Consider the following 19,273-nt stretch of genomic DNA (forward strand, 5'->3'; position numbering starts at 1 on the left):
AGATTAATTTTTCGGCTGCCTTCGATAACCTCAGCTGGCTTTCAGCCGCGAGCCGCCAAGCAGGCCGCGCTCCTCCAGCACCGGATAGGCAATGGAGGCAAGCAGCGAGTTGATCTGCTTCAGGTCGCGGATCGTGTCGAGGTGGATCGAGCTCGTCTCGACGCTCTTGGCGGTGCCTTCGCGCAGACGCACGAAATGGCTGGCGCTGGTTTCTTTCTCGCGTTCGCGCAGCAGGTCCTTTTCCAGCACCAATTGCCTGGCGGTTTCCGGATCGCGCGAGACCAGAACGTTGAAGGCAAGCCGCGCATTGGCAAGCACGGAGGAATGGAAAGCGCAAAGTTCCTGCCAGCCTTCCGGGGTGAACTCCAGGCCGCGCTCCAGCTTCTTCCTGACATGCACCAGCATGTTGCGCACGATGATGTCGCCGACCTGCTCGAGCTTGACGCAAGCGCCGATCAGCTCCTGGCACCGCAATGCCTCGTCCTCGGTCAGCGGATTCCTGGTGATCTTGGCGAGATAGAGCTTGATCGCGGCATGCTTCCTGTCGACGCGGTCGTCGAGCGCGGCAAGCGCCTTGATCTTGGCGGGGTCGGCATCCTCGTAAAGCTCGATGATGCGCTTCAGCATGATTTCGACGATTTCGCAGACCCGCACCACCTCACGCGTCGCGTTGGCCAGCGCCTGGCTCGGCGTATCGAGGGCGCTCTCGTTCAGCGCCGACAGCTCGACGACCTCGAGCGCGGCGGCCGGTTGAGGCTTGCTGCCCAGCGCCACGATCCTTTCGGAAGCGCGGTAGACGAGGCCGGCCAGCGGCAGTCCGGCCAGCAGGATCAGCACGTTGAACAGGATATGGGCGTTGACGATCTGATCCGGCGCGGTCTTGCCGAGGAAGGCGACATCCGGTTTGAAGGTCATGATCAGCACCAGCATGATCAGCGAGCCGAGGCCGCGCATCAAGAGATTGCCGATCGGCACGATGCGCACCTCCGGTGGCGCCGACCGCGTCAGCATCGGCGCGATCAGCGACGAGCCAAGGTTGACGCCAAGCACCAGCACCACGCCGAGCTCCGGCGTGATCAGCCCGCGGCCCGCCAGCGTCGCCATCAGCAGCACTGCGGCAATGCTGGACTGGAACAGCCAGGTGACCAGCGCGGCCAAGAGATAGGTAGTGATGGAGTCGCCCGAGAAATAATTGATGATCAGCGGCATCAACTGGCTGTTGCGCAGCGGCTCCGACGCCTGACCGATCATCTCCAGCGACAGGATCAGCAGGCCGACGCCGATCAGGATACGGCCCAGCTGCCGCCAATCGCGCCGCTCGGTGGCCATGAACATGACCGTGCCCGCGATCAGGCAGAGCGGCACCAAGAGCGTCAGGTCGAAGGTGAGCAGCTTGGCCACCAGCGCCGAACCGATCTCGGCGCCGCGCACTGCCAATTGCCCGGCGGCGCCCGAAACGATGCCGGCTCCGGCGAAGGAGCCGACCAGCAGCGTCACCGCGGTCGAGCTCTGCAGCGCGACCGCCAGCCCACAGCCGGCCAGCACCGCCATGACCGGATTGCGCATGGTGGCGCGCAGCCTGTGGCGCAGCACGTCGCCATAGGCGCGCTCGACGCCTGTCTTGACCATGCGGGTGGCGAACAGCATCAGCGCCACCGCGCCGGCAAGGTGCAGGAGGACGACGGAGCCGCTCAAGGCCGACCTCGCAAGGTGGCTCTGGCAATGCGTGGAGGAGGACGAATCTCAATCATTTCAATGCGTGGAAATATACCAATTAAGATTAGCCGGATAATAGATTTTTCTGATGCGATGATAGTCCCGGCTCGACGGCGCATGTCGGAAATGAATGGCGGAAGCATTGGTTGCATGCGCCTGGCGGCTGCGCCTTCGCTCGGAATGAAGCGATGCCGGGACGGCACGACCGGCGCGATCCGAAGCCTTGTTGAAGCAAGCTCTGCAAGCATCGGAAACCATTACAGAATTGTAATTTTCATGTTCAGTTTCAGTTCATCCATTGGCGGCTATTCCTCTGCCTATCGACAACAAGGAGTACCGACCATGAAGCGTCTCATACTTTCCGCCGTCACCGCCTCGATGCTGGCCGCCTCGGCCTTCTCCGGCCAGGCCGCGCCGCTCGCCCAGCCGAGCGCGCCGCAGTCGAATTACACGCAGGTCGACTGGCAGAAGCCCGGCAGGCATGTCGACAAGCGCGTCATCGTCAAGAAGAAGGTGGTAAAGCGCAGCCATTGGCGCAACGGCCAGCGCTATTCCAACTGGAAACGTCACCAGGCGGTCCGCGACTGGAACCGCCATGGCCTGCGCCGCCCCGGCCCCGGCCAGGAGTGGATCCGCGTCGGCAACGACTACGTGCTGGTCAGCATCCTTTCCGGCATCATCTTTGGCGCGATCGCCGCGCAGTAATCCACGGCAATCCCGAAATTCAGAAGGCGGCCGCCCGGCCGCCTTCTTTTCGTCTGTGAAAAGCGGGTACGATGGGCCGGACGGAGTCGCCGTGCCCGGGCGGCTTGATTATATGGAGGGCAAACGAGTTTCCCCGATGCGCTTTCCGCCCGCCTTCCTCGACGAGATACGCGACCGCGTGCCGATTTCGCAGGTCATCGGCACCCGCGTCGCGTGGGACAGGAAAAAGACCAACGCGTCGCGCGGCGACTACTGGGCCTGTTGTCCGTTCCACGGCGAGAAAAGCCCGTCCTTCCATTGCGAGGACAAGAAGGGTCGCTACCACTGCTTCGGCTGCTCGGTTTCGGGCGACCATTTCAAGTTCCTCACCGAGCTCGACGGCATCAGCTTCCCCGAAGCGGTCGAGAAGATCGCCGAGATGGCCGGCGTGCCGATGCCGGTGCGCAACGAACAAGAGGAACGGCGCGAGAAGGAACGCGCCAGCCTGACCGACGTCATGGAAATGGCGACCGCCTTCTTCCAGGAGCGGCTGCAAGGACCGGAGGGTGCCAAGGCCCGCGCCTATCTGCGCGACCGCGGGCTAACGCCGGCGACGCAGCAGTCGTTCCGGCTGGGTTATGCGCCGGACAGCCGCAATGCGCTCAAGGAACATCTTGCCGCCAAGGGCGTGCCGAAGGCCGACATCGAGGCCTGCGGGCTGGTGCGGCATGGCGACGACATCCCGGTCTCCTATGACTGGTTCCGCGACCGCATCATGTTTCCGATCCCGGATTCGCGCGGCAAGATCATCGCCTTCGGCGGGCGGGCGCTGGCGCCCGATGCTCCGGCCAAATACATGAATTCGCCGGAGACGGAGCTCTTCCACAAGGGCAATGTGCTTTACAATTTCGCCCGCGCCCGCAAAGCTCTCGCCAAGGGCGGCACGGTGATCGCGGTCGAAGGCTATATGGACGTGATCGCGCTGGCGCAGGCCGGTTTCGAGAACGCCGTGGCGCCGCTCGGCACGGCCCTTACCGAAAACCAGCTCGAGCTGTTGTGGCGCATGTCCGGCGAGCCGGTTCTGTGCTTCGACGGCGACCAGGCAGGGCTGAAGGCGGCATGGCGCGCCGCCGACCTGGCGCTGCCGGCAGTCCAACCTGGACGCTCGGCGCGCTTTGCGCTGCTGCCGGAAGGCAAGGACCCTGACGATCTGGTCAAGGCGGACGGACCGGACGCATTTCGCGCGGTGCTTGCCGATGCGCGACCGCTGGTCGACCTGTTGTGGATGCGCGAGACCGCGGGCGGCGTCTTCGACACGCCGGAGCGTCGGGCGGAACTTGGAAAAAGGCTGCGTGAGCTCGCAAGTCGTATACGCGACGAAAGCACACGCTATCACTACCAACAGGAAATGCGCGAGCGGGAGCTGAGCTTCTTCGGCTCGCAGCGCGGCCCGCGGCAGGGCCGCCAGGATAGCGGCCGACCAGGCGAGCGCGGCCAAGGCAAAGCCCCGGCACCCGGTGGACAGTTCGCCAAGGGCGGAAGCGGGCGCATCGCGATCAGCGAAAGCCTCGGCAAGTCGGCGCTGGTCAAGCGGGGCGAGGGGATGTCGGTGCGCGAGGCGACGATCATCGTGGCGCTCGTCAACCATCCGGCACTGATCGACGAGAATTTCGCGCATGTCGAATTCCTCGACCTTGCCAATTCGGATTTGCTGAAACTCCATGCCGCCATTCTCGACGCCATGGCGCATGACGCGGCCGACGAGCGCGGCGCGGTCATCGCCACCATCGAGCGCGCCGGCTGCGGCGGCATCTGGGAGCGGGCGGTGGAACTGATCAAGCGCGCGCGTCAATGGCCGGCGCTGGAGACCGCGGCGCTCGAGGATGCCCGCGACGCCTTCAACCAGGCGATGCACTTGCAGCGCAGCGCCCGCACATTACATAGAGAGCTGAAACAGGCGCAGGCGGCGCTCGACGCAGACCCTTCGGACGAAAACTTCCGGCATCTCGTCGAGATTCAAGCGCAATTCAACGATGTGCAGGCAACGGAAGCGCTGATCGAAGGGTTTGGCGTTTCATCGGGCAGGGTTGGCCGCGTTTAGGGCCGAATACCTCCATTGGAAGTGATGTGGAAATGCGCAGCGCGTCGAATCGACGCCTCTAAGTCGGGTAATTGATTCGCTTTTTTCACGCGAATCATGCCAGAGGCGCTTGACCTTCTGGCAGATTGGCGGAATCAGGACGATTCGAAACGTTAGCCCGTGCCCGGCGTCGGCGGGAAATTCGAGCGATGTGAGGCACTGGTGACAACTGGACAGGCAGAGTGCCCGCTCCAGATATCAGGGTTAATCTGGACTTAATGCATGTCGCCCAAAAGTGGAAACCGGTTTGGGACTAGCGACATGCACAAAACAAAAGAGATGACGCGGTTGCTGGGCCGATGAAAAGCGTTCTGGCGCGAGCGCGTCCAGCATAACCGGTACGGCAGTTTATGCGGCCTCGAAATTCGGCCGCTTGGAGACGACAAAGAATGGCGACAAAGGAAAAGGAAGAGGTCGAGACCGAACGTGAAGGCGCCACCGATGGCCCTCTGCTCGACCTTTCCGACGATGCTGTCAAGAAGATGATCAAGGCCGCGAAGAAACGCGGCTATGTCACGCTCGACGAGCTCAACGCGGTGCTGCCCTCGGAAGAGACGGATCCGGACCGCATCGAAGATATCAATGCGATGCTCAGCGACATGGGCATCAACGTCGTCGAGGACGACGAGGTGGGCGAGGAGACCGAAGCCGAGCCGGCCGCCGACGCCGAGGAAGACGCCAACGAGCTCGCCGAGCAGACCGGCACCGCCGTCGCCGCCACGACCACCAAGAAAGAGCCGACCGATCGCACCGACGACCCGGTGCGCATGTATCTGCGCGAGATGGGCTCGGTCGAGCTGCTGTCGCGCGAGGGTGAAATCGCGATCGCCAAGCGCATCGAGGCCGGCCGCGAAACGATGATCGCGGGTCTGTGCGAAAGCCCGCTGACCTTCCAGGCCATCATCATCTGGCGCGACGAGCTCAACGAATCGAAGATCCTGCTGCGCGAGATCATCGACCTCGAGGCGACCTATGCCGGCCCCGAGGCCAAGCAGGCGCCCGTGGTCGAACGCATCGAGGAAGCGCCCAAGCCCGAAGAGAAGCCGCGCGGCCGCGCGGCGGCGCGCGAGGAAGAAGACGACATCACCAATGTCGGCGGCGACACGCGCGGGCTGGAGGAAGAGGAAGACGACGAAGACGAGGCGAGCCTGTCGCTGGCCGCGATGGAAGCGGAACTGCGTCCGCAGGTGATGGAGACGCTCGACGTCATCGCCGACACCTACAAGAAGCTGCGCAAGTTGCAGGATCAGCAGGTCGAGAACCGCCTGGCCGCGGCCGGCACGCTCTCGCCCAGCCAGGACCGCCGCCTGAAGGAGCTGAAGGACCAGCTGATCAAGGCGGTGAAGTCGCTGTCGCTCAACGCCGCGCGCATCGAGGCGCTGGTCGAGCAGCTCTACGACATCAACAAGCGCCTGGTGCAGAACGAGGGCAAGCTTTTGCGCCTCGCCGAAAGCTATGGCGTGCGCCGTGAGGAATTCCTCAGGGAGTATCAGGGTTCGGAGCTCGATCCCAACTGGACCCGCTCGATCGCCAACCTGACCTCGCGTGGCTGGAAGGAGTTCACCAAGAACGAGAAGGATGCGATCAAGGAGCTGCGCGCCGAGATCCAGAACCTCGCCACCGAAACGGCGATCTCGATCCTGGAATTCCGCAAGATCGTGAACCAGGTGCAGAAGGGCGAGCGGGAGGCGGCGATCGCCAAGAAGGAAATGGTCGAGGCGAACCTTCGCCTGGTCATCTCCATCGCCAAGAAATACACCAACCGCGGCCTGCAGTTCCTCGACCTGATCCAGGAAGGCAATATCGGCCTGATGAAGGCGGTCGACAAGTTCGAGTACCGCCGCGGCTACAAGTTCTCGACCTACGCCACCTGGTGGATCCGGCAGGCCATCACCCGCTCGATCGCCGACCAGGCGCGCACCATCCGCATTCCGGTGCACATGATCGAGACGATCAACAAAATCGTGCGCACCTCGCGCCAGATGCTGCACGAGATCGGCCGCGAGCCGACGCCGGAGGAACTGGCCGAGAAGCTCGCCATGCCGCTGGAAAAAGTGCGCAAGGTGCTGAAGATCGCCAAGGAGCCGATCTCGCTCGAAACGCCTGTCGGCGACGAGGAGGATTCGCATCTCGGCGACTTCATCGAGGACAAGATGGCGATCCTGCCGATCGACGCGGCGATCCAGGCCAATCTGCGCGAGACGACGACGCGCGTGCTTGCCTCGCTGACGCCGCGCGAGGAACGCGTGCTGCGCATGCGTTTCGGCATCGGCATGAACACCGATCATACGTTGGAAGAAGTCGGCCAGCAGTTCTCGGTCACCCGCGAGCGCATCCGCCAGATCGAGGCGAAGGCGCTGCGCAAGCTCAAGCATCCGAGCAGGTCGCGTAAGCTCAGAAGCTTCCTCGACAGCTGAGCGGAACCAGACATATCAAGATCCAAAGGGCGCCTCCGGCGCCCTTTTTCGTTCCCGGCCGTCTCTCATGCCGGCTTGCCGGCTTTGCCCGACAGGAGGATAATTTCGGGGTCGGATGCATTTATGGGCGACAAAGCCGGATGCCCGCCCCGGCGCCGGTCGTAACGGCCAGGCGTCGAGCTCCGTGGCGCCGGAGGGAGGTGTGCCATGACAACCTACATCGTGCTTATCAACTGGACCGAGCTGGGCGCCAAGAATGTGCGGGAGTCGCCAAAGCGGCTCGATGCCGCCAAGAAGCTGCTGGGAGAAATGGGCGGATCGTTCAAGTCGTTCTATCTGACCATGGGCGAATGCGACATGGTCGCCATCGTCGAAGCCCCGGACGATGCGGTGCTCGCCCGCTTCGCGCTGCTGTTGTCGTCGGGCGGCAATGTCAAAACGCGGACGATGAAGGCGTTCCCGGAATTCGCCTATCGCGAAATCATCAGCTCGCTCGGGTAAGGCGACTTAGAGCGGTTCACCGTTTCACGGAAACGGTGAACCGCACTAAGTCTTTGTTTTGTTGCAATTTCCAGGCGGAAAACCGCCCACACTTTTCCTGGAATTGCCCTAGGGATCGGCGCGGCTGTTGCGCAGCCGCGCCGCATTCCCGATAGTCGCGCCATGCCCAAGCCGCTGCTCACCGTCTGGTACAACACACGCTGTCCGGTGTGCGACGCCGGCATCAACCACCAGAAGCGGCGGCTCGCGGAAGCGGTCAAGGCCGGCCGCGTCGAATTCCGCGACATCAATTTCGAACCCGAGGCGCTCTCCGCCTTCGGCGCCTCGCTGGAGGATATCCGCCGGCGCCTGCACGCGACCGACGCCAGCGGGCGGCTGCTGGTTGGCGCCGACGTGGCGATCGCGGTCTGGCGGATCACGCCGGGCGGGGAATGGCTGGCGAGCTTGTTCGGCAACCCCATCGCCCTGCCGTTGACGCGCTTTGCCTATGACCGTTTCGCGGACGTGCTCTACGCCTGGAACCGACGCAAGGGCCATTGGTAGCGCTCTCGGCCCAGTCATACGAAGACGCATAAGCGGTCTTGGCACGTCGTAAGATATATCTTAAGATATATCTTGACTCTGCAAGCCGTGCGTCTTACTTACGATGTATCGTAAGATATAACTCAAGGAGCAATCCATGCACAGACACAACCACTTCGGCGAGCGTATGTTCATGCATATGGCCGGCAAATTCGGCGGCCGCGGTGGCGGCGGCTTTGGCCCGTTCGGCCATGGCGGCAGGGGCGGCGGACGCGGCGGCCCGGGCGACATGTTCCGCGCCGGGCGCATGCTGGCCGACGGCGATCTCAAGCTGATCACGCTGTCGCTTCTGGCCGACGCGCCGCGCCACGGCTACGACATCATCAAGGCTCTGGAAGAGCGCACCAGCGGCGTCTACAGCCCGAGCCCGGGCGTGGTCTATCCGACGCTGACCTTCCTGGAGGAGGCGGGCTACGCGGTGTCCTCTAGCGAAGGCAACAAGAAGGTGTTTTCGATCACCGAGGCCGGCAAGGCGCATCTCGAGGAGAATCGCGAGATGATCGACAGCGTGCTCGACCATCTTGAGCGTTTCGGCCGCAAGATGGCCGCGGCGCGCGAATGGTTCGGCTGGGGCGACGACAAGGACGAGGGGCGCCGCGGCCGCTCGGAAACGCGCGACCGGTTCCGCGCGCTGCGCCACCGGCTGCGCGCCGCGCTCGGCGACATCGCCGACGCGCCGGAAGACAAGCAGGCCGAGGCGATCAGCATCCTGGAAGACGCCGCCGAGGCGATCGAGGCCTTGGCTCGTCGCTAAGCCATTCTCATATGGAAACCCAAAAGCCCGGACCGCTCCGGGCTTTTGCATTCAGTCCGTGATCGGCAAGGGCAGAGGACTATTCCTTGCCGACATATTCGCTGATCAGCTTCTCGTTGCGCGCCTTCTCGATCTTGGCGGTGGTCTCGGCCGCGATCCGCTCGTCGGTGCGGTACTTGACCAGGTTCACCAGGCTGCCGGTGAGCAACAGGACGCCCATCGCCCAATAGCCTTTGGTCGAGAGGTCGACCGGCGCCAGCCACAGCGACAGGGCCAGCATGAAGTAGGCGGCGCCCACCGACACGGTGTTGAACAGGATGTAGGTCTGATTGCCGTTCATCGTGGTGTTCCTTTGGTTTGATCCGGTTTGGAATTTCGGGCTCAGTTCAGTGATTTCAGGCGCGCCAGGACATGCTCAGCGCGCACCTTGGTGGCTGGTCCGTGGCCTGCTTCGGCGAGGCGTTCACGGATCGCCTCGTGGCGCAGATCGCCGTCGATCTCGTCGAGGATGCCGGCCTCCTCGAACGGGTCGCTGCCGTCCTTGATGCGGGCGAGTAATTCCTCCGCTTCGTTGATGCTCGCGGTGCGGCCGATCGAACGGTTGAGACGGGACTGCGCCTTGCGTTCTGCATCGATCGCACGGGCGGAAATCATGCCCTGGTTGAGATCGATGATACGGCGATGCGCCTGTTCTACGGACAGGCGCATCCGCAAGGTCTTCTCGCCCAAGCTCTTGACCGTGGCGCGGCGGACCTCGCGCTCGTTCTCGAGTTCGGCGATTGCGGAAGCGCCGCCTTCGGCAAGCACCTGGTTGTTGGCCGAAAGCGCGCTGAGCGTGCGGGTCTCCAGATCGGCGATGCGGCGGTCGAGCTGGTCGAGGCTGGTCTGCTCGGCTCGCTGGCGTACGATCAGCGAGGCGAGCGTCTGCTTGGCGGCGGCAAGGCCCGCCTCCGCGTCGCGGATGCGCTGGGCCAGGAGGTCGATCGCAAAACGATCCTTCAGATTGTCCTCGGCCCGTGCGCTGGCGCCGTCCAGCAATGTCTTGATCAGGCTAAGCATGGTCTTCTCCCTGTTTTCGTGAACGATGTTCACAAACTCAACATAACAGGAAATGAACATTGTTCAAGGATTATTTTGAACGCTGTTCATGGGCCGCCGGACATGGTAAACGCAAGCAAATGGAATGGATTCCGGGCTAGGCTTGCGACTTCGGACATAAGGACAGGAAAGAGCATGGCGCTGGACAAGGAAGAGATAAGCGAGAAGGTGCTCGCCATCGCCGAGGCGCTGCTCAACGACGGCGGCGCCGAGAACCTGAAAGCGCGCACCATCGCCGAGCAGGCCGGCATCTCCGTCGGATCCGTCTATAACCTCTTTGCCGATCTCGACGAGGTGCATCGCGCCGTCAACATGCGGCTGCTCGACCGGTTGGGGGCGACAGGCCTGGCGGCGATGGCCGATCTCGAAAGGCAAGGGGTGACCGATGTCCAGCATCGCATCCTGGCGATGGCGGCTGCCTATGTGCGCTTCGTCGAGGCGCATCCCGGCAGTTGGCCGGCGGTGCTTGCCTTCAACCGCCGACGCGCGACGCGGCCTGGCCCGGACGCTTATGACGCGCTGCTCGACGCACTCTTCGACATCGTCGCCGGCGTGCTCAAGGCAGGCGATTTCGGCCTCGACGACGACCGTCGCGCGCTTGCGGCGCGGACCTTGTGGTCAAGCGTGCATGGCATTGTGACCAGTGGCTATGTTGCGAATTCGAACAGCAGGCAGGCAGAGGAGATCTGGCATCAGATCGAGCTTCTTGTCGGCGTTTTCGTCAAGGGGCTGGAACACGGCGGCGCATTCGCGCATGCTGAGACGAAGCCTGCGTGAACAGGGCCTGCGCGAACAGGGAATGCCGTGATTCCTCTTGTGTGGGCGTGAACGGGAGTTTTGAAAAATGTCTTTTCTGAAAAAGCTTTTTGGCGGCGGCGGTAGTGAGGCAACGGAGACCGGCACCGCCAAGCCGGCCAAGCAGGTCGAGCACAAGGGATTCCTGATCAGCGCGACGCCCTACAAGGCCGAAGGCCAGTACCAGACCTGCGGCGTCGTCTCGAAGGAAGTGGACGGCGTGATGAAAGAGCACCGCTTCATCCGCGCCGACCGTTTCGCCGGGCTGGACGACGCCGTCGACATCTCGATCAAGAAGGGCATCCAACTCGTCGACGAGCAGGGCGAGCGGATGTTCGGCTGACCGGCGCCCCAGTCAGAACGCGACCTTGTCGCCGCCCTTGAGCTGCAGGATCTGCCGCGCCTCGTCGGGCGTGGCGATCGAGGCGCCGAGGCCTTCGATAATCTGGCGGACCTTGGTCACCTGCTCGGCGCTGGAACGGGCGAGCTTGCCCTTGCCGATCCACAGCGAGTCCTCCAGGCCGACCCGCACATTGCCGCCCAGTGCGATCGCCTGCGTGGCGATCGGCAATTGATGGCGGCCGGCGCCCAGGACCGACCAGTGATAGTTGTTGCCGAACAGGCGGTCGGCCGTGCGTTTCATATGGGCGACGTCCTCCGGATGCGTGCCGATGCCGCCGAGGATGCCGAACACGCTCTGGACGAAGAACGGCGCCTTGACCAGGCCGCGCTCGACGAAATGCGCCAGCGTGTAGAGATGGCCGATGTCGTAGCACTCGATCTCGAAGCGCGTGCCGTTGTCGGCGCAGGTGCGCAATATGTGCTCGATGTCGCCAAAGGTGTTGCGGAAGATGCGGTCGCGCGAGGATTCCAGATAAGGCCGCTCCCACTCATGCTCGAAGGTCTTGAAGCGCTCCAGCATCGGAAACAGCGCGAAATTCATCGAGCCCATGTTGAGCGACGCGACCTCGGGCGCGAACACCTTCGCCGGTCGGACGCGCTCCTCCACGCTCATCGTCGCAGCACCACCGGTGGTGATGTTGACGACGCAGTTGGAGCGCTGCTTGATGACCTGCAGGAAAGGGGCGAACGCCTCTGTCGACTGGTCGGGGCGTCCATCGACCGGATTGCGGGCGTGAAGATGGACGATCGCGGCGCCCGCTTCGGCGGCCTCGATGGCGGCGGTGGCGATCTCCTCGGCCGTCACCGGCAGATGCGGCGACATTGACGGGGTGTGGATCGAGCCGGTTACGGCGCAGGTGATGATGATCTTGTTCTGGTTCGCCACTTTTGATGCCTCGATCTCTTCGCTGTCTGACTGCGCCTATTTCACCGCGCCTTGCGTGATGCCAGAAATGAACTGCTTCGACAGCACGATATAGAGCAGGGTAATCGGCAGCGCCGCCAGTGTCAGCCCGGTGAACAGCACCCCCCAGTCGGTGGTGAATTCGCCGACGAACACGGTCAGCCCTTGCGGCAGTGTCTTCAAATTGTCGGAAGTGATCAGCACCAGCGGGAAGAAAAAGTCGTTCCAGATCGGCACCGCGTTCTGGATCGCCACGATGACCATCGCCGGCCGCGCCAGCGGCAGCATGATCGACCACATGATGCGGAGCTCGCTGGCGCCGTCCATACGGGCGGATTCCTCCAACTCGCGCGGCAAGGTGCGCAGGAAGCCGGTCATGATGAAGACAGCCGAGGGAATGCCCATGGCCACATAGACGAGCACCAGCCCGAGATAGCTGTCGACGAGACCGAGCGTGTCCAATTGGATGAACAGCGGGATGATCGCCAGCTTCAGCGGCACGGTCATGCCGCTCAGGAAGAACATCAGGACCAGCGAGCTCAGCCGGAACCGGTAGCGGGCGATCGCATAGCCGGCGAGCGTGCTGAACAAAAGGATCAGCGCGACCGAGGCCGCGGTGATGCCAACCGAATTTGCCAAATAGCGGACGAAATTGGTCTCGGTCCAAACCTTCTCCAGATTGGCGGTCGAGAAATGCGTCGGCAGCGAGAGCGGCGAGGAAAAGATCTCGGCGTTGGTCTTGAACGACGATGCCACCATGACGAACAGCGGATAGATCATGATCACGGCATTGACCGCCAGCAAGAGCTGGATGGCGCCGTTCCTGATCGTCTCGCCGCGATCCCTCATCACTGCTCGATTTCGCGACGGCGCAGGTAACGCAGGGCGATGGCGGTGACGCCGGCGACGAAGACGAACATCAGCACGGCCAGCGCGCTGCCCTGGCCGAAATCCTGGATGCCGGTGGTCGTGCTGCCGAAGGCCGTGCGGTAGAAATAGAGGCCGAGCACGTCGGTCGAGCCGCCCGGCGAACCGGTCAGGCCCGCCATCACATAAGGGATTTCGAACCAGTTGAAGCTGCCGATGAAGGTCAGGATGGTGACGATGGTGACACTCGGCGCGATCAACGGCCAGACGATCTTCGTCATCAGCGCGTAGTCGCCGGCGCCGTCGAGGCGGGCGGCCTCCAGCACGTCCTTGCTGATGCGCTGCATGCCGGCAAGCAGCACCAGAGTGGGGAAGCCGAGCCAGTGCCAGATGTTGGCGAACAGGATGCTGCCGAGCGCAGTGTTTTCGTTGCCGAGCCACGGAATGGCGCCGACGCCGACCAGGCCAAGGAGCTGGTTCACCAGCCCGAACAGGGGATGCAGGAACAGCTTCCACAGGAAGCCGACGATCACCGCCGACAGCACCACCGGCAGGAAGACGATGACCTGATGGACGCGATGGCCCGGCAGCGCCTTGAGCAGCGCGAAGGCGATCAGGAAAGCAGTGCCGTTCTCGAAGACCATCAGCGCCAGAAAGGCGACGACGTTGTGCTTCAGCGCATTGTAAGTCCAGTCGCTATATGGCTTTTCGAACAGGACCTCGCGGAAATTTTCGAAACCGATGAAGCCGGACGGACGCAGGCCGTTGAACTCATAGAAGGCGAAGCGGAAGGCCGACAGAAGCGGCCACAGCACGAACAGCACCATGACCACCAGCGCCGGCGTCAGCAGCGCGGCAATCCAGAGCGACCGGCGCCACGGAAAAGGTCTTTCGGTGTGGCGCCAGCCGTCCGTCATCTCACTTGCCCTGGAACTCACTGGCCCTGGAACGGCTTGTACCATTTGGCGAGGCCGTCGGTGATGTCGGCGGCGAGTTGGTCCGGCGTGATCGATCCGGACATCATCTTGGTGATGTCGCCCTGCAGCAGCTCCGATCCCGTCGGCTTCTCGAAGCGGAAATAGATGACATTGATATGCGGCATCGCCGTCTCGTTCAACTTGGCGACATGCGACAAGAGTTCGTCCTTGATGACGACGCCCTTGATCGGCGAGATGTTGCCGAGCAAGGCCGAGAACTTGTCGCCGAACTCCTTGGTGCCCATCCAGTTGACCAGCTTGAGCGCCGCTTCCTTGTTAGCCGACTTGGAATTGACCGCGTAGCCGCCGTCGAAGAATTTCGTGGCTTGCGGCGTGTCGCCGGCCTTGGCCATTGGCGGGGCGACGAAGTCCATGTTGATGGCGGGGTTCTGCGACCGGTAGGTGGCGATGTCGAAGCTGCCGCCGGCGAGCATCGCCGCCTTGCCGCTCAGGAACAACTGGCCGGCCGTCTCATAGTCGATGCCTTCGAAGCCTTCGGGCATATAGGGCCGCAGTTCGAGCAGCTTGCCGAGTGCCGCGACATAGCGCGGGTCCTTGAAGGTGGTCTTGCCGCTGGTCAGGTCGCTGACGAAGTCCTGGCCGAGGAACGGGTTGGTGAAGATGGCCACGAACATCTCGTTGAACCAGCTTGTGCCCATGCCGTTAGCCAAGGGATAGATGCCCTTTTCCTTCAGCGCCTTGCTGACGGCGATGAACTCATCCCAGGTGGTCGGCGGCGTCAGGCCGGCCTTGGCGAAGACGTCCTTGTTGATGAACAGGCCAAGCGTCTGCGAGGCGAAGGGCAGCGAATAGACCTTCTTGTCGGCGCGGTAGGTGCCGGACACTAGCGCATCCGCCGGCTGGTTGGCGAGCGAGGGCACGGTGCTCATGTCGAGCGGCTCGAAATAACCGGCCTTCACGAATTGCTCGAGCCAGCCATAGGCATGGGTGTGGATGACGTCGCCGCCCTTGCCGCCGGCCAACGCCGTCGAGACGATGGTCGGATAATTCTCGTCCGGGAAGGACTCGAACTTCACGTGGATGTCCGGATTGGCCTTGGTGAAGTCGGCGAAGAGCTCGTTGTAGGCGGCCTTGTCTTCCTGGCGCCAGGTCCAGAACGAGATGTCGGCGGCGTGCGCCAGACTTGTTGCGAATCCCCATGCGAAAGAGGCGGCCGCGAGGGCCAGGCCGATCCTTCTCCTGCTCATCTTCCCGATCTCCCATTCAGCGCTTCATGCGCTTTGACGCGATTAATCAAATCATAGTTCTTGCCGTTTGGAAAGATAGTTTGTAAAGTTTCCTAACTAATGTCGTGACGTCGTGCGGTCCATCGGTAGCCCGTGGGACGAGGGGAATGTTCGTGGATCAGAACCTGTTGGCGGGCGTGGACATAGGCGGCACCAAGACGCGCATCATGGGGCGGCGCGGCGACACCTTGTTGTTCGACAAGACGGTTGTCACCGACGAGTGGCGGATCCGCCAGATGGAGGCCGACGCGGCGAAACTGGCGGCCATCGTTGCGGACCTGTGCGGCGGATCATCGCCGGCTGCCATGGCCGTCGGCGCGCATGGTTGCGATACCGACGAGCAATGCCGGCGTTTCCAGGCGCTGCTGTCAGCCAACCTCAAAACGAGGGTGCAGGTGGTCAACGACGCCGAACTGATGGTGCCCGCGGCCGGCTATGATGACGGCATCGGGGTGGTGGCCGGAACCGGTTCGATCGCGGTCGCGCGCACAGCCGAGGGCAAGATGCTTGCCGCTGGCGGCTGGGGCTGGATCCTGGGTGACGAAGGCAGCGCCGCCGCACTGGTGCGCGAAGCGGCCAAGGCGATCCGCCGCGCGCTCGACCGCGGCCAGGAGGGCGATCCGCTGATCGCCGTGCTGATGCGCGAAATCGGAACCGACGACCAGACCAAGCTCGGTATATTGCTCAACGAGACGAGGGGTGCCGCGGCCTGGGGCCGCTACGCCAACGCCGTCTTCGATGCGGCAACTGCCGGCTCGCCGCTCGCTTCCCGCGTCATCAAGGAAGGCGGGGAGGGACTTGCCGCGCTCGTCCAGTTGCTGATCGAACGCGGCGCCAATGCCGCGCTTGTCGTTGCCGGCGGCGGCGTCATTGCCGAGCAGCCGATGCTGATGGATGCTTTCGTCGAGGCCATGGCGTCGGTGTCGCCGATAAGCCACGTGGTCCTACTGCGCGAGCCGCCGGTGATCGGCGCGGTGGCGCTGGCTGGACGCCTTGTCGCGGGCCAAACAGCTTCCCGCAGCAGAGCATAGCAGTCATGGAGCATCGAAAATGAAGCGTATCGGCTACCGAACGGCGGTGTCCCGCCAAGCTGAAAGCCTTGAGACCGGAAGGCAGGCTGTGGCCAAGGCACTCGACACGCTCGACCTCTCGGGCTTCACCGCGGGAGCCATCGGCTTTGCCGGTATCGGCGCCAGCTATCAGGCGGCGCTCGCCGGCGCCTTCTATCTGCGCCAGTCCGGCAGGCGGGGGTTCGCTTTCGTGCCGACCGAGCTCTATGGCCGGATAGATGCGTCCGCGGAGGCCTTTGTCGCTCTGTCGGCCTCCGGCCAGAGCCGTGAAATCGCCGATGTGATGCTACAGGCGAAAGCCTATCCTCGCCTTGCCATCTGCCGTGGCGGCGACAATCCGCTGGCCGGTATAACTGGCGCGGTGATCGCCATGGAATCGGGCGCCGACAATGGCGCGAGTTCGACCGGCTATACCGGCACTTTGCTCGCGCTCGGCATGCTGGTCGACAGGATCACCGGCGGCTCCTTCGACTGGGCGCAATTGCCGGGGGCAGTCGAGCGACTGCTGGCCGATGGCTGGGAAAGTGCCGGCCGGGCAGCGAGGCTGCTGGCCGGCCGTGCCTCCATCGACATCGTCGGCGCCGGTATGGGTTTTGCGAACGCGGGCGAGGCTGCGATGCTGATCCGCGAGGCAGTTCGGGTTCCTGCCTCCGGCTGGGATACGCTGAACTATCTGCACGGCCCGATGGAATCGCAGGACGCGGCCACAGGCCTTGTCGCCTTCGGCGACGGCCGCGAGGTCAAGATCGCGCAGGATGTCGCGGCCTTCGGCTGCCCCTCGGTCCTGATTACGCGCAGGATAGACATCGCTGCTGCCGACAGGCTGGCTGTCATCTCCATTCCGGCGCTGGGCAATGCGATGGCGGACGGCATCCTGGAAATCATCGCGCTGCAGATGATCGTCGGCGACATGCAGGATGCGGCCGGCCTCACCGATATCACCTTCCGCTACCGGCAGACGGACACCAAGCTGAAACCCTGGTCGCCGACTGAGCTTTGATCCCGTCGCCGCCGCTGTTCTTGCCGGGAATTCGCGGAAACCGCTCAAACCCTTCACAATGACGGCTGTCGTGTTTGATTCGCGATATACGCTACGGCAGGTTCGGCCCGAGCGCCAAGAGGAATTAGAGGCGGGATAAACGTCGCAGATGGCTCCAGCCGACATCCCCAGCTTGACGGAAAGCGCCCGCGCCGTGCTGCGCCTGCTGGCCTCGCAAGGGCCGGTGACGCGGCCGAAGCTCGGCTCGATGCTGGAACTCTCCAAGCCGACCATGTCGGCCGCCGTTTCAGAGCTCAGCGCGCTCGGCCTCGTTGCGTCGCGCGGGACGGAACGCGGCGCCGTCGGGCGGACCGCCACCGTCTATGGCATTGGCCCCGGTGCCGGCTATGTGATCGGCATCGATGTCGGCGCCGCACAAGTGCGCGCCGTCGCCTATTCGATGGATGCCCAGCCTTTGGCCACGGGGGAGGAGAGCATTGCGGACGGGGCAACCATCGATGAGATCGGCGCGGTCGTTCTGTCGGTGGCCAAATCGATCCCCGCAAAGGTTGGCAAGACTTTCCGCACCTTGCGCAGCATAGCGGTCGCGGTGCCGCGCATCGTCTCGCACAGCCGCCTCGGCAATGGTCAGGGCAATAGTCCGGACGCCGTGCTGCACACGCTTCGACGAAAGATCGATGTACCGATCATCCTGGAGAACAACGTCAACTGCGCGGCGATCGGCGAAATGCATTTCGGCGCGGCGCAAGGTCACCAGACTTTTGCCTTCCTGCAGGTCGGCGTGCGCGTCGGCCTTGGCCTCATCAATGAGGGCCGGCTTTATCGCGGCGCAGGCGGCGCTGCCGGCGAAGTCGGCCGCATGCCTTTTCCGTGGTCGGTCAGCGAAGTGCCTTATCGCGAAGGGTTGGAGCACTATCTCGGCTCGCGGGCGCTGATCGAACGCAGCCGGCAGACCTGGCCGGCGCAAGAAGGAGCCCCGCCTAGCTCGGCCAAGGAATTGTTCGCGCTGGCGCTCGCAGGGTCGCGCCCGGCCGCCGAGGCAGTGTCGCGCCATGCCGCCGATATCGGCCGGCTCGCGGCCGGCTGTATCGGCATGTTCGATCCGGGCCTGATCGTGCTTGGTGGTGGCGTCGGGCGCAATACGCTGATGACGGCGGAGGTCGAACGGGTGGCCGGCGAATTGGCATGGCCGACGCAGATTGCGGTCAGCTCGCTGGAAGATGTCGGAACCGCGCTTGGCGCCATGAAGCTGGCGCTGGATTACAGCTTGGGGCTGATCCTGCGCGAGGATCGCCATCCGGCGGTAGTGCTGCCGCCGCTGTAGGGCGGCCACCTACCAGCGAATGCAAAAAGAGGCACGCGCTGGCGGGCGCCTGCCTCTTTCATTACCGGCATCGGCGATCAGGCCGCGGCGGCGACCTGATTGGCGTTGGCGGCAGCGATTGCATCGACCTTGGCGGTGGCCTTGGCCAGCGCGGCGGTGACCGCATCGGCACCCATGCCAACGCCCTCGACGCGGATGACTTCGACGTCGGTCATTCCGAGAAAGCCGAGCACGCTGCGCAGGTAAGGCACGGCATGGTCCATCTGCACCGCGGCGCCTTCAGAATAGATGCCGCCGGAAGCCAGCACGATATAGACCTTCTTGCCGCTGACGAGACCCTTCGGGCCGCCTTCGCCATAGGCAAAGCTCTTGCCCGAGCGGGCGACGTGGTCGACCCAGGACTTCAACGTGGAAGAGATGTTGAAGTTGATGAAGCCGGTGGCGAGGATAACCGTGTCGGCGGCGAAGAGCTCGTCGAGCACGGCGTCGGAAACGCCGACGACTTCGGCCTGGCGAGGCGTACGGGCTTCGGCCGGCGTATAGATGCCGGTGGCGTAGTCAGGATCGATATGCGGCAGCGGATTGGCGACCAGATCGCGCACGACAAGCGTGCTGGTCGGATCGGAGGCAACCAGCTTCTGGGCAAGATCAGTGGCGACGCGGGTCGAGTGCGAAGCGGCGCCGCGCGGGCTGGAGGTAACGAGGAGAATAGACATGGCGGTGTCCCCTTGGGGTTGGATTGAAACTTTCCACACCAATATGGGATTGCTGCTCCATCAGGATAACTGGTATAAT

At 63.4% G+C, this 19,273-nt stretch carries 19 protein-coding genes; 11 read left to right on the forward strand and 8 right to left on the reverse strand.

Going from position 1 to position 19,273, the window contains the following annotated elements:
• Positions 1-30: 30 nt before the first annotated feature.
• Positions 31-1,695, reverse strand: a complete 1,665-nt coding sequence (locus FJ430_RS13025) for a Na/Pi cotransporter family protein (protein WP_140640680.1) — start codon at positions 1,693-1,695, stop codon at positions 31-33.
• A 363-nt stretch (positions 1,696-2,058) separates the two neighbouring features.
• Between FJ430_RS13025 and FJ430_RS13030 the strand changes: the two genes are divergently transcribed.
• The 6 genes from FJ430_RS13030 (at position 2,059) to FJ430_RS13055 (ending at position 8,794) form a co-directional block, all read left to right on the forward strand.
• Positions 2,059-2,421, forward strand: coding sequence for an RcnB family protein (locus FJ430_RS13030; RefSeq protein WP_140703764.1), 363 nt, complete (start codon positions 2,059-2,061; stop codon positions 2,419-2,421).
• 136 nt (positions 2,422-2,557) lie between these two features.
• Complete coding sequence (dnaG, locus tag FJ430_RS13035) at positions 2,558-4,501, forward strand: DNA primase (protein ID WP_140703762.1); 1,944 nt, start codon at positions 2,558-2,560, stop codon at positions 4,499-4,501.
• Positions 4,502-4,929: 428 nt separating this feature from the next.
• On the forward strand, positions 4,930-6,957 hold the full coding sequence (rpoD, locus tag FJ430_RS13040) for an RNA polymerase sigma factor RpoD (RefSeq protein ID WP_140703760.1): 2,028 nt from the start codon (positions 4,930-4,932) through the stop codon (positions 6,955-6,957).
• A gap of 207 nt (positions 6,958-7,164) precedes the next feature.
• Complete coding sequence (locus tag FJ430_RS13045; protein WP_140640672.1) at positions 7,165-7,458, forward strand: GYD domain-containing protein; 294 nt, start codon at positions 7,165-7,167, stop codon at positions 7,456-7,458.
• Between the two features lie 162 nt (positions 7,459-7,620).
• Entirely contained in the window at positions 7,621-8,001 is a 381-nt protein-coding gene (locus FJ430_RS13050; protein WP_181175256.1) for a thiol-disulfide oxidoreductase DCC family protein, read from the forward strand.
• 136 nt (positions 8,002-8,137) lie between these two features.
• Entirely contained in the window at positions 8,138-8,794 is a 657-nt protein-coding gene (locus tag FJ430_RS13055; RefSeq protein ID WP_140653791.1) for a PadR family transcriptional regulator, read from the forward strand.
• A gap of 79 nt (positions 8,795-8,873) precedes the next feature.
• Here the strand turns inward: FJ430_RS13055 and FJ430_RS13060 are convergent, their stop codons facing one another.
• The gene (locus FJ430_RS13060) at positions 8,874-9,134 is read right to left on the reverse strand and encodes a YiaA/YiaB family inner membrane protein (RefSeq protein ID WP_140653793.1); all 261 of its coding nucleotides are present in this window, start codon (positions 9,132-9,134) and stop codon (positions 8,874-8,876) included.
• A 41-nt stretch (positions 9,135-9,175) separates the two neighbouring features.
• Positions 9,176-9,853, reverse strand: coding sequence for a PspA/IM30 family protein (locus FJ430_RS13065; protein ID WP_140703758.1), 678 nt, complete (start codon positions 9,851-9,853; stop codon positions 9,176-9,178).
• 174 nt (positions 9,854-10,027) lie between these two features.
• On the opposite strand from FJ430_RS13065, the gene FJ430_RS13070 reads away from it, so the two are divergent.
• Together FJ430_RS13070 and FJ430_RS13075 are read left to right on the forward strand one after the other, a co-directional pair.
• Complete coding sequence (locus FJ430_RS13070) at positions 10,028-10,669, forward strand: TetR/AcrR family transcriptional regulator (protein ID WP_140703756.1); 642 nt, start codon at positions 10,028-10,030, stop codon at positions 10,667-10,669.
• Between the two features lie 67 nt (positions 10,670-10,736).
• Complete coding sequence (locus FJ430_RS13075) at positions 10,737-11,030, forward strand: HlyU family transcriptional regulator (protein ID WP_140640662.1); 294 nt, start codon at positions 10,737-10,739, stop codon at positions 11,028-11,030.
• Between the two features lie 12 nt (positions 11,031-11,042).
• Here FJ430_RS13075 and FJ430_RS13080 read toward each other — a convergent pair whose 3' ends face one another.
• From FJ430_RS13080 to FJ430_RS13095, 4 genes are read right to left on the reverse strand one after another with little or no spacing between them, the layout of a single operon-like run.
• Positions 11,043-11,975, reverse strand: a complete 933-nt coding sequence (locus FJ430_RS13080) for a 3-keto-5-aminohexanoate cleavage protein (protein ID WP_140703754.1) — start codon at positions 11,973-11,975, stop codon at positions 11,043-11,045.
• A 36-nt stretch (positions 11,976-12,011) separates the two neighbouring features.
• The gene (locus tag FJ430_RS13085) at positions 12,012-12,842 is read right to left on the reverse strand and encodes a carbohydrate ABC transporter permease (RefSeq protein WP_140703752.1); all 831 of its coding nucleotides are present in this window, start codon (positions 12,840-12,842) and stop codon (positions 12,012-12,014) included.
• The gene (locus FJ430_RS13090; RefSeq protein ID WP_140640656.1) at positions 12,842-13,777 is read right to left on the reverse strand and encodes a carbohydrate ABC transporter permease; all 936 of its coding nucleotides are present in this window, start codon (positions 13,775-13,777) and stop codon (positions 12,842-12,844) included. Before FJ430_RS13090 ends, FJ430_RS13085 begins: the two co-directional genes overlap by 1 nt.
• Before the next feature lie 17 nt (positions 13,778-13,794).
• Positions 13,795-15,045, reverse strand: a complete 1,251-nt coding sequence (locus FJ430_RS13095) for an extracellular solute-binding protein (protein WP_140703750.1) — start codon at positions 15,043-15,045, stop codon at positions 13,795-13,797.
• Positions 15,046-15,191: 146 nt separating this feature from the next.
• Between FJ430_RS13095 and FJ430_RS13100 the strand changes: the two genes are divergently transcribed.
• The 3 genes from FJ430_RS13100 (at position 15,192) to FJ430_RS13110 (ending at position 18,478) form a co-directional block, all read left to right on the forward strand.
• Positions 15,192-16,115, forward strand: coding sequence for a BadF/BadG/BcrA/BcrD ATPase family protein (locus FJ430_RS13100; RefSeq protein WP_140653807.1), 924 nt, complete (start codon positions 15,192-15,194; stop codon positions 16,113-16,115).
• A gap of 19 nt (positions 16,116-16,134) precedes the next feature.
• Positions 16,135-17,154: an SIS domain-containing protein gene (locus FJ430_RS13105; RefSeq protein WP_140703748.1), complete on the forward strand. Its 1,020-nt coding sequence runs from the start codon at positions 16,135-16,137 to the stop codon at positions 17,152-17,154.
• A 148-nt stretch (positions 17,155-17,302) separates the two neighbouring features.
• Positions 17,303-18,478, forward strand: a complete 1,176-nt coding sequence (locus tag FJ430_RS13110; protein WP_140703746.1) for an ROK family transcriptional regulator — start codon at positions 17,303-17,305, stop codon at positions 18,476-18,478.
• A gap of 77 nt (positions 18,479-18,555) precedes the next feature.
• Here the strand turns inward: FJ430_RS13110 and FJ430_RS13115 are convergent, their stop codons facing one another.
• Positions 18,556-19,194, reverse strand: a complete 639-nt coding sequence (locus FJ430_RS13115; RefSeq protein ID WP_140703744.1) for an FMN-dependent NADH-azoreductase — start codon at positions 19,192-19,194, stop codon at positions 18,556-18,558.
• Positions 19,195-19,273 lie beyond the last annotated feature (79 nt).

The sequence above is a fragment of the Mesorhizobium sp. B2-8-5 genome, from assembly GCF_006440675.2.
GTDB lineage: Bacteria > Pseudomonadota > Alphaproteobacteria > Rhizobiales > Rhizobiaceae > Mesorhizobium.